This is a genomic window from Bacillus halotolerans (assembly GCF_004006435.1).
Lineage (GTDB): Bacteria > Bacillota > Bacilli > Bacillales > Bacillaceae > Bacillus > Bacillus halotolerans.
This window is the reverse complement of the sequence record NZ_CP029364.1, coordinates 3,752,740-3,768,730: the sequence shown is the minus strand read 5'-3', so window position 1 is coordinate 3,768,730 and position 15,991 is coordinate 3,752,740. Positions and strand designations below refer to the sequence as shown.

17 protein-coding genes are annotated in these 15,991 nt (G+C 44.7%); 4 read left to right on the top strand and 13 right to left on the bottom strand.

Going from position 1 to position 15,991, the window contains the following annotated elements:
- Positions 1-76: 76 nt before the first annotated feature.
- Positions 77-169 (top strand): stressosome-associated protein Prli42, encoded by a 93-nt coding sequence (prli42, locus tag DIC78_RS21615; protein ID WP_003226489.1) that lies wholly within the window; start codon positions 77-79, stop codon positions 167-169.
- 19 nt (positions 170-188) lie between these two features.
- Here the strand turns inward: prli42 and DIC78_RS19465 are convergent, their stop codons facing one another.
- The 6 genes from DIC78_RS19465 to brxB all read right to left on the bottom strand — a co-directional run bounded on the left by DIC78_RS19465 (position 189) and on the right by brxB (position 4,736).
- On the bottom strand, positions 189-719 hold the full coding sequence (locus DIC78_RS19465) for a L,D-transpeptidase (protein WP_106020071.1): 531 nt from the start codon (positions 717-719) through the stop codon (positions 189-191).
- Positions 720-770: 51 nt separating this feature from the next.
- A complete protein-coding gene (locus DIC78_RS19460) occupies positions 771-1,739 on the bottom strand; it encodes an aromatic acid exporter family protein (RefSeq protein WP_101861176.1) in 969 nt (322 codons plus the stop codon).
- Positions 1,740-1,810: 71 nt separating this feature from the next.
- Positions 1,811-2,533, bottom strand: a complete 723-nt coding sequence (gene artR, locus DIC78_RS19455) for an arginine ABC transporter ATP-binding protein ArtM (RefSeq protein ID WP_024121976.1) — start codon at positions 2,531-2,533, stop codon at positions 1,811-1,813.
- The gene (gene artQ, locus DIC78_RS19450; protein ID WP_014664528.1) at positions 2,526-3,185 is read right to left on the bottom strand and encodes an arginine ABC transporter permease ArtQ; all 660 of its coding nucleotides are present in this window, start codon (positions 3,183-3,185) and stop codon (positions 2,526-2,528) included. The genes artR and artQ overlap by 8 nt, the downstream gene beginning before the upstream one ends.
- 79 nt (positions 3,186-3,264) lie before the next feature.
- Positions 3,265-4,032, bottom strand: coding sequence for an arginine ABC transporter substrate-binding protein ArtP (gene artP, locus DIC78_RS19445; RefSeq protein ID WP_127696787.1), 768 nt, complete (start codon positions 4,030-4,032; stop codon positions 3,265-3,267).
- Between the two features lie 266 nt (positions 4,033-4,298).
- Positions 4,299-4,736, bottom strand: coding sequence for a bacilliredoxin BrxB (gene brxB / locus DIC78_RS19440; RefSeq protein WP_024121978.1), 438 nt, complete (start codon positions 4,734-4,736; stop codon positions 4,299-4,301).
- Positions 4,737-4,897: 161 nt separating this feature from the next.
- On the opposite strand from brxB, the gene DIC78_RS19435 reads away from it, so the two are divergent.
- From DIC78_RS19435 to DIC78_RS19425, 3 genes are all read left to right on the top strand, one after another.
- A complete protein-coding gene (locus DIC78_RS19435) occupies positions 4,898-5,791 on the top strand; it encodes a YegS/Rv2252/BmrU family lipid kinase (RefSeq protein WP_127696786.1) in 894 nt (297 codons plus the stop codon).
- A 123-nt stretch (positions 5,792-5,914) separates the two neighbouring features.
- Positions 5,915-7,084: a multidrug efflux MFS transporter Bmr gene (gene bmr / locus DIC78_RS19430; RefSeq protein WP_024121980.1), complete on the top strand. Its 1,170-nt coding sequence runs from the start codon at positions 5,915-5,917 to the stop codon at positions 7,082-7,084.
- A 71-nt stretch (positions 7,085-7,155) separates the two neighbouring features.
- Entirely contained in the window at positions 7,156-7,992 is an 837-nt protein-coding gene (locus DIC78_RS19425) for a MerR family transcriptional regulator (protein WP_024121981.1), read from the top strand.
- Between the two features lie 61 nt (positions 7,993-8,053).
- Here DIC78_RS19425 and DIC78_RS19420 read toward each other — a convergent pair whose 3' ends face one another.
- From DIC78_RS19420 to yqiS, 7 genes are read right to left on the bottom strand one after another with little or no spacing between them, the layout of a single operon-like run.
- Positions 8,054-9,319, bottom strand: a complete 1,266-nt coding sequence (locus tag DIC78_RS19420) for a dihydrolipoamide acetyltransferase family protein (RefSeq protein WP_127696785.1) — start codon at positions 9,317-9,319, stop codon at positions 8,054-8,056.
- Positions 9,320-9,340: 21 nt separating this feature from the next.
- Positions 9,341-10,324, bottom strand: a complete 984-nt coding sequence (gene bfmBAB / locus DIC78_RS19415; protein ID WP_103672249.1) for a 3-methyl-2-oxobutanoate dehydrogenase subunit beta — start codon at positions 10,322-10,324, stop codon at positions 9,341-9,343.
- A 13-nt stretch (positions 10,325-10,337) separates the two neighbouring features.
- The gene (gene bfmBAA / locus DIC78_RS19410; protein ID WP_024121984.1) at positions 10,338-11,330 is read right to left on the bottom strand and encodes a 3-methyl-2-oxobutanoate dehydrogenase subunit alpha; all 993 of its coding nucleotides are present in this window, start codon (positions 11,328-11,330) and stop codon (positions 10,338-10,340) included.
- Positions 11,331-11,351: 21 nt separating this feature from the next.
- Positions 11,352-12,776 (bottom strand): dihydrolipoyl dehydrogenase, encoded by a 1,425-nt coding sequence (gene lpdA / locus DIC78_RS19405; RefSeq protein WP_106022131.1) that lies wholly within the window; start codon positions 12,774-12,776, stop codon positions 11,352-11,354.
- A gap of 19 nt (positions 12,777-12,795) precedes the next feature.
- Positions 12,796-13,881, bottom strand: a complete 1,086-nt coding sequence (gene buk, locus DIC78_RS19400) for a butyrate kinase (RefSeq protein WP_024121986.1) — start codon at positions 13,879-13,881, stop codon at positions 12,796-12,798.
- A 23-nt stretch (positions 13,882-13,904) separates the two neighbouring features.
- Entirely contained in the window at positions 13,905-14,999 is a 1,095-nt protein-coding gene (gene bcd, locus DIC78_RS19395; RefSeq protein ID WP_024121987.1) for a branched-chain amino acid dehydrogenase, read from the bottom strand.
- An 11-nt stretch (positions 15,000-15,010) separates the two neighbouring features.
- Complete coding sequence (gene yqiS / locus DIC78_RS19390; protein ID WP_059293634.1) at positions 15,011-15,910, bottom strand: phosphate butyryltransferase; 900 nt, start codon at positions 15,908-15,910, stop codon at positions 15,011-15,013.
- Between the last annotated feature and the right edge of the window lie 81 nt (positions 15,911-15,991).

The window sequence follows — 15,991 nt, the reverse complement described above, 5'->3', positions numbered from 1 at the left end:
TTCCGGCAATAGATATCGCTTGTCCGCCCATACAAAACACGATAAAATATAATCAGATTGTCTAAGGAGTGAAACCATGTCTCAAAAACTGATGAAAAGCGTTTTAATCGTGATTTTGGGAGTTTTTATTCTTTCAACAGTACTCTCAGGAATCGTTATGTTTTTATAATGATAAAAAAGCAGGCGGCCTATTGAACAGGAACAACCTGCTTTTTTATCAGGGCTTTATGCTCAATGGCAATCTCCTCAAAAGACCGGGAGTCTTTCGTGATCAGCACTCTCGTCCCCACCGGAATCTCTTGAAACAGATGGACAACTTCATCGTTATGCATTCGTATACAGCCGTTAGATACAAATTGACCGATAGATTCTTCCCGGTTTGTTCCGTGAATACCGTATATCCGGCCGTCTGTCCTTCTCGCATCAAACCCAATCCATCTTGCCCCAAGCGGATTCTCAGAAGCTCCGCCTTCAATATTTTTCTTTCTGTAATAAGGATTCGCCGCTTTTACTGTAATCGAAAATTCTCCCTCAGGCGTCAGATCATCCGACTTTCCGGTTGCCACACGATAAACGCCTTCAATTTTGTTGTCGATGATGACAGCAAGCTCATTTGTTTTCTTGTTGACAATAACATACGGGTCACCTGGAAGCGGATTTTCGCCAAGAGGCCATATCGGAGAAATAATCATCAATATTGAACATAAGAAAAAACGCATAAGCTCCTCCTTTTCCATTAGGTTGACCAATGGAGGATGAGCTCATGCGAGTTAAGCGAGCGATTTTTCTGCTTTGATTCCTTTGAAATAACTTTTGATCACTAAATATTGCTCCATTTCCCCAAGAAGATGAAAGAGTGCGGCTCTCGCTTCAAATTCTTCTCTTGTCGCAGGAAGCGGCATCTCTTCGAATTCTTTTCTCATGTCAGCAAGTCTTTTCAAAAATTTGTAGGCTGTATTCCCCGGGTGAATTGCTTCCCGCAGATCACGAAGAAATTCAGCAATCATTTTTCCCTGATCCACCGTAATGGAGATGGATGTCACTTTAGGAAGAAGACGCTCGATGATTTCAAATTGTTTTTCTCTCATTTTAAAATAATGATAGTGCTGATTTTCGTGGCGCAGAATGTGGTTTTGTACATCTCGGTACGCCAGGTTTTTGGCTTCAGTGATTAACTGGTGTGTTTCCGGAATTTCTTTTCCTGTCCAATCTTGCTCACCAGTTAACAAATACCGTTCGATTTCTGCGAAAATGACAGCAAAATTGTCCTCTATCTTTTTTCGATAGGCGATCAGCTTCCGGTCAAGGCTCGGCATATACAGATTCATTAAAAGAGCAACGCCGATTCCCACCGTAATTAACTGGACTTCATTCCAGATGAATTGGGGCGTAATGCCGCCGGACATATACAGATGAAGGATAATAACAGAGCTGGTGACGATACCTTCGTTGATTTTTAATACAACTGTTGTCGGGATGAAAATCAGCAAAAGCAATCCAATGACAAATGGATGATAACCAATCAGTTCGAAAAAGAGATAGGAAAAGAGAATTGCCAGACAGCATGCTGCAAATCGGGCCCATGACGCTTGAAGCGACCGTTTTTGTGTGATTTGTATGCACAAAATGGTGATGATTCCTGCTGATGCGAAGTTTTGCAAATGCAATAGCTGGCTTAAATAAATAGCCAGAGCTGTTCCAAGTGCGGTCTTTATTGTGCGGTAACCAATTTTAAACATGTCGGACTCCATTCTATTTGTTTCTTCAACAAAAAAGAAGAAGCACAAGCCTTCTCCTTTTTCCCTATATTCTATAATATTTTTTCTAAAAAGTCCTGCGCTCTTTTGGATTTTGGCGAAAGAAAAAATTCTTTCGGGTTGCCGTCCTCGACGATCATTCCTTCATCCATAAATAACACGCGGTCGGCCACTTCTTTTGCAAAGCCCATTTCGTGTGTAACGATTACCATGGTCATACCGGTTTCGACCAGTTCTTTCATGACCTGGAGCACTTCTTTGACCATTTCAGGGTCAAGCGCGGACGTTGGCTCGTCGAACAGCATGATTTCAGGATTCATTGCCAAAGCACGAGCGATGGCGACACGCTGCTTTTGTCCGCCTGATAAACGGTTTGGATAGTCATTTCGCTTTTCAAACAATCCGACTTTGCGCAGCAGCTCTTCGGCTTTTCCCTGTGCAGTCTGCTTGGATTCTTTTTTGACATTTACAGGCGCGTACATGATATTTTCGAGAACCGTTTTGTGCGGAAAAAGATGAAAATGCTGAAATACCATTCCGATGTTTTCCCGTACCTTTAATGTATTGGTTTTCGGCTGCGTAATCTCTTTGTCTTTAATTGTGATGGTTCCGCCGTTAGGTTTCTCCAAGAGATTCAAACAGCGAAGAAATGTTGATTTGCCTGAGCCTGAAGGGCCGATGACGGCAACAACCTCACCTTCAGCGATGTTTGTTGAAATGTTTTTTAATACTTCATGTTTCCCAAATGATTTTGACAGCTTTTCAACCTTAATCATTGGATTTCAGCTTCCTTTCTACAGCCTTGCCGATAAACGTTAAAATAAGGACAAGCACATAATAAATCAATCCGGCGATAATCAGCGGCTCAAGGTAATTGTAAGTGGCGGCGCCAGCTTGATACGCGCGTCTCATGACATCGCCAAGACCAATAACTGTAACGATCGCCGATTCTTTTGTTAACGTAATTAATTCATTTACAATGGCAGGTGATATATTTTTGAAGGCCTGCGGCAAAAGCAGATCCTTCATCATTTTGCCGTACGGAACACCCAGTGCGACAGCAGCCTCTTTTTGCCCTTTATCAATTGCGTTGATTCCCGCTCTGATAATTTCCGATACATAAGCAGCGGAATTCAGTGACAATGCGACAACCGCCGCCCAAAACTGGTCAATTTGAAAGCCGAGCAGCTGCGGGAGCCCGAAATAAACAATCATAAGCTGCAGCACTAAAGGCGTGCCGCGAAATACTGATGTGTAAAAATCAGCAATCCAGATCAGCGGGCGGAATGTGCTGATCTTGCATAAGCTTAGCACAATCCCTAATATAAGTCCGATAATAGCAGATACAACAACAATTTTTAATGTGATTGCTAAGCCTTCTAATATAAAAGGAATTTGGGGAATCGTTGCTGAAAAATCCAAATTCATAGCCTTTGTCTCCTTTTCTTACAGGAAAAAAGATTTCCTATTCAATAAAAAGGCTCAACGAAAAAGTTGAGCCGCTTTTTTACTTCTCGCCAGTGAACCATTTTTTCTTCAATTTTTCGAGCTCTCCGTTATCTTGCATTTCTTTGAGCGCTTTATTGAATTTGTCCGTCAGCTCACTGTCTTTTCTGAAAGCAATCGCAGAACCGGCTTCTTCCGCTTTCGCATCAGGAATCACGAAGCCCTGCAGGTCATCATTTGATTTGAAATACCCTTCTGCCACCATGTCTTCAATAATCGCGGCGTCAAAGCGGTCAGATTTGATTTCCTGCACCAAATCAGAAATTCTGTTGCGGTCTTCTGTTTTAAAATCATATTCCGGAGAAAGCTCTTTCCCCTTCTCTTCCTGAATGGAGCCAAGCTGAACGCCGACTGTTTTTCCTTTGAGATCTTTTAAAGACTTAATGCCGCTGTCTTTTTTGCTGACAATCATATGATTCGCTGTGTAATATACATCGGAAAAATCAACTTGTTTTTTACGATCAGGCGTCGGTGTCATTCCTGACAAAACCAAATCAACTTGTTTTGATTTCAGTGCTGTAATTAAGCTGTTAAAGTCCATATCCTGCACTTCAATTTCGTAGCCGGTTTTCTTCGCAAGGGCCTTTGCCAAATCTACATCAAAACCGACAATGTTATCGCCATCTTTATATTCAAACGGTTTGTAATCCGCCGAAGTTCCCATAACTAATTTTTTCTTGCCGCTTTCTGAACCTGAACTGCTTGAGCCGCAAGCAGATAATGCAAAGGTGATGCACGCAGCTACCAGTAATAAGAGCCATTTTTTCATGATCCATTTCCCCCATATTCATTACTTTTATCATATTTGAATATTTATTCGTTAATTTGTATTTTAAACACTTTCTTATTTTTATGCAATACTATTTTTAAAAATTATCTCGAAGCTTATTTTTCCAGCAATCTCTTCTCCTATCACTAGGCAAAAGGACATCTTTTATAGCGCATCCATTGAATAAACTCTAATATTTATTCATCATGACTTAGAATTTTATGCACAAAAAAACCCCGTGCCACTCGGGCATCCGGGGTTTTATCTTATACTTCTTCGCAATATTCCTCGAAGGCTTCCTGCAGTTTTGAGACAACTGCCATTGGCTCATGTCCTTCAATTTCATGACGCTCGACCATTTTCATGATCTTTCCGTCTTTTAGAATAGCAAATGACGGAGAGGATGGCGGATATCCTTCGAAATATTCGCGCGCTCTTGCCGTCGCTTCTTTATCCTGTCCCGCAAACACAGTCACGAGCTGGTCAGGTCTTTTGTCATAATGAACGGAATGGTATGCAGCCGGTCTTGCGATCCCGCCCGCGCATCCGCAGACAGAGTTGACCATGACAAGCGTCGTTCCTTTTTTCGTAAGTGCCTCGTCCACCTCTTCAGCTGTTTTCAGTTCGGTATATCCGGCAGCTGTAATTTCTTGTCTCGCTTGGCGGACAACATCATTCATAAATAAATTAAAGTCCATGTTCAATGAAGACCTCTCCTTTTTCATCATCTGTTCTTATGATAGCAAGGAAACCGCCTTATCGGCAAATGCCACCGCTTATATCGGAGGATTTTTTGCTTTCCGTTTACTCCTTACAAGATAAGGGAATTATATAATCAGATGTATAAATAAAGGAGCAGTTTTGTATGAGCCACAGGAAAGCTTTACTTATTCATAACGGAAACGCCGGCAACAAAAATATAGAAAAAGCATTAGGAGCTGTTGTGCCGGTGTTATCACAATCGTTAGATGAGGTGATCATTAAACAGACAAAGAAAAAAGACGATGCCTATCATTTTTGCCGTTCAATAGATGATTCTATCGAGACTGTCTTTATTCTCGGCGGCGACGGTACAGTCCATCAATGCATCAATGGCATCAGTTCTTTAGAAAGAAAGCCAGCTGTCGGTATTTTGCCCGGCGGAACGTGCAATGACTTTTCAAGAGTGCTGGGCATTCCTCAACATCTTGCAAAGGCAGCCGAAGCACTCGTCTCAGGAAAAAAATCCAAGGTTGATGTATGCCAGATGAACGATCGTTATTTTTTGAATTTCTGGGGGATCGGCCTGATCGCAGAAACATCGAATCAAATCAACGAAACGGAAAAAGCGCTATTAGGAAAAATCAGCTATTTTACAAGCGCGTTACGGACCGTCTCATCTGCTGAATCCTTTCCTATTTCATTGACAATCGATGGGCAAGAGATAAAAGATGAAGCCGTTATGCTTCTTGTCATGAACGGACAGTACATCGGAACGAATCGAATTCCCCTGCCGGATGCCAGTATATGTGACGGATTACTTGATATCCTCATTTGCCGCAGCACCAATCTCTCCGCTTTGCGCGAGCTGATGAATATGGAACAGGGCACAACAGAGCGGTTCACCGGTGAGCTGTCCTATGTTCAGGCCTCTCGCGTCGAAATTGAAACGGATACCGTCAAAAAGGCTGATACAGATGGAGAAGTGTACACACATACACCCGCTGTGATTCAAGTCCTTCCGCAGCACATTGACATGCTTATTCCCAGCAATGAATAACTGTCCGCTGGTAAAGGACGTTTATAAAGTGCGAACAGCTTCATAGAAAGAAATCCGTTGACTCTCCCCTAAGAGGAGGTCTTACAGTATAAGGGATACACTTTCGTAAAAAGGGGAAGTCACATGAAGAAACAGAACATCACATTAGCTATATTATTAACCAATTTATTCATTGCTTTTTTAGGGATCGGGCTTGTGATTCCGGTAACGCCCGCGATTATGAATGAATTGCATTTATCCGGTACCGCGGTCGGCTATATGGTTGCATGCTTCGCTGTTACGCAGCTTATTGTGTCACCAATCGCCGGACGCTGGGTTGACCGCTTCGGACGCAAAATTATGATCGTGATTGGCCTGTTGTTTTTTAGTGTTTCAGAGTTTTTATTCGGCATCGGAAAAACAGTTGACATTTTATTTATATCCCGTATGCTTGGCGGCATCAGTGCTGCTTTCATTATGCCCGGGGTCACGGCTTTTATCGCCGATATCACTACTGTTAAAACACGGCCGAAAGCGCTCGGCTATATGTCAGCCGCTATTTCAACAGGTTTTATTATCGGCCCCGGCATTGGCGGATTTTTAGCGGAAATCCATTCCCGTCTGCCTTTCTTCTTTGCGGCAGCCTTTGCGTTAATAGCAGCCATTTTATCGATGCTAACGCTTCGGGAACCGGAGCGAAATCCTGAGAATGAGAAAATAGAGGGCCAAAAGACAGGATTCAAGCGGATTTTTGCACCTATGTATTTCATTGCTTTTCTCATCATTTTAATATCGTCTTTTGGATTAGCATCGTTTGAATCTTTATTTGCGTTATTCGTTGATCATAAATTCGGATTTACGGCCAGTGACATTGCCATTTTGATAACTGGGGGAGCAATTGTCGGAGCCATCACGCAAGTCGTCTTATTCGACCGCTTCACAAGGTGGTTTGGGGAAATCCGTTTAATCCGCTACAGCTTAATTCTCTCAACAAGTCTTGTGTTTTTGCTGACCATCGTAAATTCATATGCTGCGATTTTATTAGTTACCTTCACCGTATTTGTCGGATTTGATCTTATGCGCCCGGCAGTAACAACCTATCTGTCAAAAATTGCGGGAAATGAACAGGGATTTGCCGGCGGGATGAATTCAATGTTTACGAGTATCGGCAATGTGTTCGGCCCCATCATCGGGGGAATGCTATTCGATATTGACTTAAACTATCCATTCTATTTTGCAACAGTAGCTTTAGCCATAGGCATTGCGCTGACTATTGCCTGGAAAGCCCCTGCCCATATAAAAGCCAGCATGTAAAAAAAGCGTATTCTTTGTGTACTGCAAAGAATGCGCTTTTTTATTATACTGATCTTAAGGGGAGTGATGGCATGAAGGACTCGTTTTACTCAATTGGACAAGTTTCAAAACTGGCAAATGTGTCGATTAAAGCGCTTCGTTATTACGATAAGATTGATTTATTTAAACCCGCCTACGTCGACCCGGATACGAACTACCGCTATTATACTGACTCCCAGCTCTATCATCTTGATTTGATCAAATCATTAAAATATATCGGCACACCTTTAGAAGAGATGAAAAAGGCACAGGAATTAGAGATGGAGGAACTGTTTGCTTTTTATACAGAGCAGGAAAAGCAAATCAGGGAGAAATTAGATTTTTTATCAACATTGGAGCAGACCATTTCTCTGGTGAAAAAGCGAATGAAACGGCAGATGGAATATCCTGCGCTCGGTGAGGTGTTTGTTCTAGATGAAGCAGAAATACGGATTATACAGACAGAGGCAGAGGGAATCGGGCCTGAAAACGTGCTCAACGCCTCATACAGCAAACTAAAAACATTTATCGAATCAGCTGATGGTTTTTCGAACAATAGCTACGGTGCTACTTTCTCGTTTCAGCCGTACAACAACATTGATGAAATGACTTACCGTCATATTTTTACGCCTGTCTTAACGAATAAACAAATTTCTGCGATTACGCCGGATATGGAAATCACAACAATACCAAAAGGCAAATATGTTTGTATCGCTTATAATTTCTCGCCAGAGCATTATTTTCTCAACTTACAAAAGCTGATCAAGTATATCACGGACCGTCAATTAACGGTTATCAGTGATGTTTACGAGTTAATCATACCGATTCATTATTCTCCGAAAAAACAAGAAGAATATCGGGTTGAAATGAAAATCCGAATCGCAGAATAATGGTACATAGAAAAAGAGCATTTTTTGAAGTTATCGTTCAAAAAATGCTCTTTCTGTTTGTTTAGTAGACAGAGGTTTTCTCATCTATCGATTCTAAAATTTCTTTGACACGTGCCAGGAATCTTCCGCACACGAGGCCATCAAGCACTCTGTGATCTAAAGACAGGCACAGATTGACCATATCTCTGACCGCAATCATGCCATGATCCATGACAACCGGGCGTTTGACGATCGATTCCACTTGAAGAATCGCAGCCTGAGGATAATTGATGATTCCCATCGACTGAACAGATCCGAACGAACCTGTATTGTTGACGGTAAACGTTCCTCCCTGCATATCGTCTGCTGACAGTTTTCCGTCTCTTACCTTTTTGGCAAGGTCGGTAATTTCTCTCGCAATGCCTTTAATCGTTTTTTCATCAGCGTTTTTGATCACCGGAACAAATAAAGAATCTTCCGTGGCAACCGCGATTGAAATGTTGATATCTTTTTTCTGAATGATTTTGTCCCCCGCCCACATGCTGTTCATTTGCGGGAATTCCTTTAACGCCTGAGCGACCGCTTTTACGAAAAAAGCGAAAAAAGTTAAATTAAAGCCTTCTGTTTTCTTGAAGGAATCTTTTATACTGTTTCGGTATGCCACCATGTTTGTGACATCGACTTCCATCATCGTCCAAGCGTGAGGAATTTCTGTTTTGCTTCGTTTCATATTTGAAGCGATTGCTTTTCTAACAGCTGTGACAGGAATTTCTTTATCCCCGGCTGCTGAAGCAGGATGAGAAACGTTTTCTTTCGTCTCCTGTTTTTGCACTGGTGCAGGAGCTGCTGCTTTTGGCTCTTCAGTCTGTTCTGAAACGCCGCCTGAATCAATGATACGCTGAATATCTTTTCTCGTGATCCTTCCGCCGGCGCCCGTTCCTGTCACTTGCTCAAGGTCAATGCCATGCTCTCCGGCCAAACGAAGTACGGCTGGAGAAAAACGTTTCTTATTGGCCTGACTGGCTGCTTCAGTGCGGCTTTCAGGAGCAGCTTGCCCGGCAGTTGGCGCTTCCGCCTGATCTTGTTTTTGTTCAGCCGGCTTTGCGCCTTCTGTTTCGATTTTGCAAATCACTTCTCCGACTTGCAGGGTCTGGCTTTCTTCTCCCACAAGCTCTGTTATTGTACCGGTAAAAGAGGACGGAACCTCCGCGTTTACCTTATCTGTCATGACTTCCGCAATCGGATCGTATTTGTTCACCTTATCTCCAGGGGCGACAAGCCATTTGCTGATCGTGCCCTCTGTTACGCTTTCGCCAAGCTGCGGCATCGTCATTTGTTCTATTGCCATGATCGTATCCTCCTTACGTCTTTAAAACTCCGCTAATTCTCTCATCGCCGCTTCTACTTTATCAGGGTTGACCATAAAGTATTTTTCCATTGTCGGCGCATAAGGCATAGCCGGAATATCAGGACCTGCAAGCCGTTTGATCGGCGCGTCTAAGTCGAACAGACAATGCTCGGATATAATGGCAGCCACCTCACTCATGATACTGCCCTCTTTTGTATCTTCTGTGACCAAAAGGACCTTTCCGGTTTTGGATGCCGCTTCGATGATCGCTTCTTGATCAAGCGGGTATACCGTTCTTAAATCCACCACATGTACAGAAATGCCGTCTTTTTCGAGACGTTCTGCAGCCTGTAAAGCAAAGTGGACACAAAGCCCGTATGTGATCACCGTGATGTCGTCGCCTTCCCTTTTTACATCAGCCTTGCCGATAGGAAGTACATAATCATCTGCCGGAACCTCTCCTTTGATCAGACGATACGCGCGCTTGTGCTCAAAAAACAGCACCGGGTCTTCATCACGAACTGCGGCTTTTAAGAGTCCTTTCGCGTCATATGGCGTTGAAGGCATCACAATTTTCAGTCCGGGCTGATTGGCGAAAATCGCTTCGACTGATTGAGAATGATAAAGCGCTCCGTGCACGCCGCCACCGTACGGCGCTCTGACAACGATCGGGCAGCTCCAGTCATTGTTGCTGCGGTAGCGGATTTTAGCAGCCTCAGAAATAATCTGGTTTACCGCCGGCATAATAAAATCAGCAAACTGCATTTCGGCAATCGGCCTCATGCCGTACATAGCCGCTCCGATACCGACTCCGGCGATCGCTGATTCAGCAAGCGGCGTATCCATGACACGCTCTTCTCCAAATTGTTCGTACAGACCGGCTGTGGCTTTAAATACCCCGCCTTTTTTTCCTACATCTTCCCCAAGAACGAAGACACGTGAATCTCGTTCCATTTCTTCTTTCATTGCCAAATTGATCGCATCAATATATGACATTACTGACATTTGTACTTCCTCCCTACTTCGCATACACATAATCGAGCGCTGACTCAGGAGCTGCATAAGGAGCGTTCTCCGCTTCATCTGTCGCCTCGTTTATGATTGCCATGATTTCGTCCAGCATGGTTTGTTCTATCTCTTCGGTCAGCAGGCCTATTTCCTTTAAGTAGGCTTGATAAGTAAATAGGGGATCACTTTTTTTCGCTTCCTCTACTTCTTCACGGCCTCTGTAGCTGCTGTCGTCGTCATCGCTGGAATGCGGTGTCAGGCGGTAAGAAATCGTCTCAATTAAGGTAGGGCCTTCTCCTCTTCGCGCCCGTTCACGCGCTTCTTTCACCGCTTGATAAACTTCGAGCGGATCGTTTCCATTCACCGTTACGCCAGGCATTCCATAGCCTACGGCACGATCTGAAATATTTTCACATGCTACTTGCTTATCGTAAGGGACCGAAATCGCGTATTTGTTGTTTTCACACATAAAAATAACCGGAAGCTTATGAACAGCGGCAAAGTTTGCCCCTTCATGGAAATCGCCTTGGTTTGAAGATCCTTCTCCAAATGTGACAAAAGCCGCAATGTCTTTTTTCTCCATTCGTCCAGCCAGCGCAATGCCGACCGCATGCGGCACTTGCGTTGTTACCGGAGAAGACCCCGTCACGATCCGGTTTTCCTTTTGACCGAAATGCCCCGGCATTTGGCGGCCTCCTGAGTTTGGATCTGCTGCTTTGGCAAACCCGGACATCATTAAGTCCTTCGCAGTCATGCCAAACGCAAGCACGACACCCATGTCTCTATAGTAAGGCAGCACATAATCCGTTTCACGGTCAAGGGCGAAAGCTGCTCCTACTTGTGCTGCTTCCTGTCCTTGACAAGAGATAACAAACGGGATTTTACCAGAGCGGTTTAACAGCCACATTCTTTCATCGATTTTTCTAGCTAACAGCATCGTTCTATACATATCAACGGCTTCCTGATCAGTCAGCCCTAATGCTTGATGTCGGTTTGTACTCATTCGAGCGCCTCCTTTATGCTTTTAAAAATGAATGGCTTTGCCATCTGCAGCAAGCGCTGCTTCTCCAATCGCTTCAGACAGCGTCGGGTGCGGGTGGATCGTTTGTCCGACCTCCCATGGCGTCGCATCCAGCACTTTTGCAAGACCTGCTTCTGATATCATGTCAGTGACATGCGGGCCTATCATATGCACGCCGAGAATATCATCCGTTTCACGGTCCGCCACGATTTTTACAAATCCGTCGCTTTCTCCATATACAAGCGCTTTTCCAATTGCCATAAATGGGAACTTGCCGATCTTGACATTATGCCCATTCGCTATTGCCTCATCTTCTGTTAAGCCGACACTGGCAGCTTCAGGGCTTGAGTAAATGCACTTCGGTACAAGTGTTGGATCAAGCGGATGCGGATTGAGACCCGCAAAATGCTCAACGGCAATGATTCCTTCATGCGATGCAACATGAGCTAACTGAAGGCCACCGATTACGTCTCCGATTGCATAAATATGAGATTCCTTCGTTTGGCAGCTTTCATTTACTGAAATGACGCCGTTTTCAGTGACGATATCGGTGTTTTCTATACCGATTCCTTCGATATTTGCCTGTCTGCCGATGGAAACGAGCATTTTTTCAGCAGAGTAGGTAACGGTTTCTCCGTCTTTTTGCGCCTGTATGCTGATTTCGCCTGATGATTTTTTCAACGTATCAGGCAGCACTTTAGCTCCTGTGACAAACTGAATTCCTTTTTTCGTAAGAAGGCTTTGCATTTCTTTTGAAATGTCCTGGTCTTCAGTCGGCAATATCCGGTCCGCATATTCGATAACCGTTACGTTTACGCCAAAGTCATGAAGCATGGATGCCCATTCGATTCCAATGACCCCTCCGCCGACGATGATCATCGATTTTGGAAGCTCCTCCATTTGGAGCGCTTCATCCGAGGTCAAAACAAACTCTCCGTCCGCTTCCAGACCCGGAAGCATTCTCGGCCTTGAACCTGTAGCTATAATGACCTGCTTCGGGATCAGCATGTCATTTTCTTCGCCATTTCCCCGTTCAACAGAAATCGTTCCCGGCAGCGGAGAGAAAATAGACGGTCCGAGGATGCGCCCATATCCGTCATACACGTCAATTTTTCCTTTTTTCATTAAATGATTGACGCCTGCTGCAAGCTTATCAACAACAGCCTGCTTACGGTGCTGTACCTTTTCAAAGTTGAGGGAAACGCCGGACGTTTCGACTCCGAATTGATCGGCTTCACGGGCTGTCCGGTACACTTCCGCGCTTCTCAGCAGCGCTTTACTCGGAATACAGCCTTTATGCAGGCATGTTCCACCGAGCTTTTCTTTTTCTACAACGGCTGTTTTTAAGCCGAGCTGCGCCGCTCTGATCGCCGCGACATAACCGCCTGTACCGCCGCCCAGAATGACTACATCATACTCAGTTGCCATCTGACTCACTCCTGTCTGTCTATTCAATGCGATATTGTTTGGATTGCTCTTCGCCCTGCAATACCCTGAGCGCCCCTTGTGCCAGAGATTGCAGTTCGTTTTCTCCCGGATATACTAAAACGTCCGAAATCCAATCTATGTATGATCTGATGCTGGAAACAAAGCTTTTGCCGTAAGCCAGACCTCCTGTCAGAACAATGGCCTCGACTTCGCCTTTTAAAACGGCGCTTGCTGCTCCGATTTCCTTCGCTACCTGATACGCCATGGCGTCAAAAATTAAGCGGGCTTTTTCATCGCCCTCCTGAATCATTTGTTCTACTTTCACAGCGTCATTTGTACCGAGATAACCGGAGAGCCCGCCGGTTCCCACCAGTTTTTTCATCATTTCTTCTTTTGTATATTCTCCTGAAAAGCATAAATCGACGAGATCCCCCGCAGGCACTGTTCCTGCGCGTTCAGGACTGAACGGTCCCTCTCCGTGAAGGCCGTTGTTGACGTCCACCACCCGGCCCCGGTCATGTACACCTATTGTAATGCCGCCGCCCAAATGAGTAATGATCATTTTCATATTCTCATATCGTTTGCCAAGAGAGTCTGCCGCCTTACGGGCGACAGCTTTTTGGTTTAAAGCATGAAAAATGCTTTTCCGTTCAATTTCCGGCATGCCTGATATTTTAGCGAGCTCTGACATTTCGTCAACTACAACAGGGTCTACAATATAAGATGGAATGTTGAGGCCATCAGCAATTTCTCTTGCGATAATGCCTCCTAAATTGGAGGCATGCTGTCCTGCATAACCGCTTTTCAAGTCCTCAATCATATCGTCATTCACTTCATATGTCCCGCCTTCTATCGGACGGAGAAGACCCCCTCTGGCACAGACAGCATCAAATTTTGAAATATTGATGCCCTGTTCATGAAGCGATTCGAGGATATGCTTTTTTCGAAACTCATACTGGTCAATAATATGGTCGAACTGCTGCAGCTCTTCTATGTCGTGTCTCAGTGTTTTTTCAAAAATACTGCGTTCATTATGAAAAACACCGATTTTCGTTGAAGTTGAGCCTGGATTAATGGTGAGAATGCGTTTTTCATCATGTAGCATTTCAAAACCTCCAGATCAATTTCTTAGCGTCTGCTTAATATATGGTGGCCGTTTTGCAAAAACTGGCTTCTTGAGCGGCGATTGCGTTCAATTCGTTCTTCAGCCAAGCGGTCAGCCGCTAAATACGTCGGAATGCCGTCACGCTGGGAAATGTCAAGGACACGTTCAATGTTAGCGTAAATGCCCTCAACCTTTTTCAGTGCACGTTCCGCATTATAGCCATAAAGCTCATCCGCAACGTTGATAACGCCGCCCGCGTTGATGACGTAGTCCGGTGCGTAAACAATGCCCATTTCGTGAATTTGATCGCCGTGGCGAGTTTCTTTCAGCTGATTGTTAGCCGCGCCTGCAATCACTTTAGCTTTCAGCTGCTTAATAGTATCGTCATTGATGGTTGCACCAAGAGCACACGGCGCATAAATATCGCAGTTCTGAGAATAAATATCTTCTGGATCAACCGCACGAGCGCCAAAATCTTGTACCGCACGTTCAACTGATTGCTTGTTGATATCCGTAACGATTAAGCTTGCTCCTTCTTCATGAAGGTGGCGGCATAGATTGTAAGCCACGTTGCCAACACCCTGTACAGCGATGGTTTTTCCTTCAAGAGAGTCCGTGCCGAATGCAGCTTTAGCGGCAGCCTTCATGCCTTTATACACCCCGTAAGCAGTAACAGGAGACGGATTTCCTGAAGAGCCGAATGCTGGGGAAATACCTGTGACAAAATCTGTTTCATCATGAATGATATCCATATCCTCAACCGTTGTGCCGACATCCTCAGCCGTAATATATCTGCCGTTAAGCCCTTGAATATAACGGCCGAACGCGCGGAACATTTCTTCATTTTTATCCTTGCGCGGATCGCCGATGATAACCGTTTTTCCGCCACCCAGGTTTAAGCCTGCCGCCGCGTTTTTATAGGTCATGCCTCTTGCAAGTCTCAGTGCGTCTTCAATCGCAGCTTCTTCATTTTCATACGTCCACATTCTCGTTCCGCCGAGCGCTGGTCCCAGTGTTGTATCATGAATTGCGATAATTGCCTTTAATCCTGATTGTTCGTCTTGGCAGAAAACCAATTGCTCATAATCGTATTGCTCCATATATTTAAAAAGTTCCATATCAGTTCCTCCTAAAGTGTGTATTCTTCAGATGCGCATAATGCCAGCGCGATCGAATACAGTTTGTTTTCAGCGGAATCCGCTCTGCTCGTTAATGCAATCGGCGCTTTGGCCCCCGTAATGACAGCCGCCACGTGTGCTTTCGCAAAATAAATCAGTGATTTATATAAAATATTTCCCGCTTCAATCGAAGGGACAAGAAGGATATCGGCGCTGCCCGCTACGTCTCCCGAAATCTTTTTCTGAGCCGCGGCAATTTGCGATACTGCGTTATCCAAGGCAAGCGGTCCATCTACAATGCACCCTTTAATCTGCCCTCTTTTGCACATTTGGGCGAGAGCAGCTGCATTGACCGTCGCTTCCATCTTCGGATTTACCGTTTCTACCGCTGCAAGGGCAGCCGCTTTTGGCATATTGTTCCCTACTGCACGCGCGACATGAACAGCATTTTGAAGAATCTGCTGAAGCTCCTCCAGCGAAGGGGCAATATTCATAGCCGAATCTGTCACAAACATCAGTCTCTCAAAGTCAGGAATATCAAACACGGCCACATGAGAAAGGACACGGGATTTCCGCAGCCCTTCCTGTTTGTTTAATACCGCTTTAAGCAAAACAGAAGTCGGCACATTCCCTTTCATTAAGACGTCTGCTTTTTTTTGATGAACAGCGCGAACCGCTAGCTTCGCCGATTCCTCCGGCGTATTGGCATGAATGATTTCCACTTGATGCCCTTGCATGGAGGATGTCAGGTCGTTCAGTTTTTTGCTGTCGCCCACTAATAAAAAACGGACGGACAAATGCTCGGCTGCCAGTTTCACAGCCCGGATCACTTCCTCATCCTCAGCATGAGCAACCGCAATGGTCTTGTTTTTGTACATCGACGCTTTGCCGATCAAATCTTTCAGCTTCATCAGTTACCACCTTTCGTGTCTCGACTCCGCTTTTTATTATGCAAGTTCTATGCCAGCTCGGTGCGATGCTGTCATGATGGA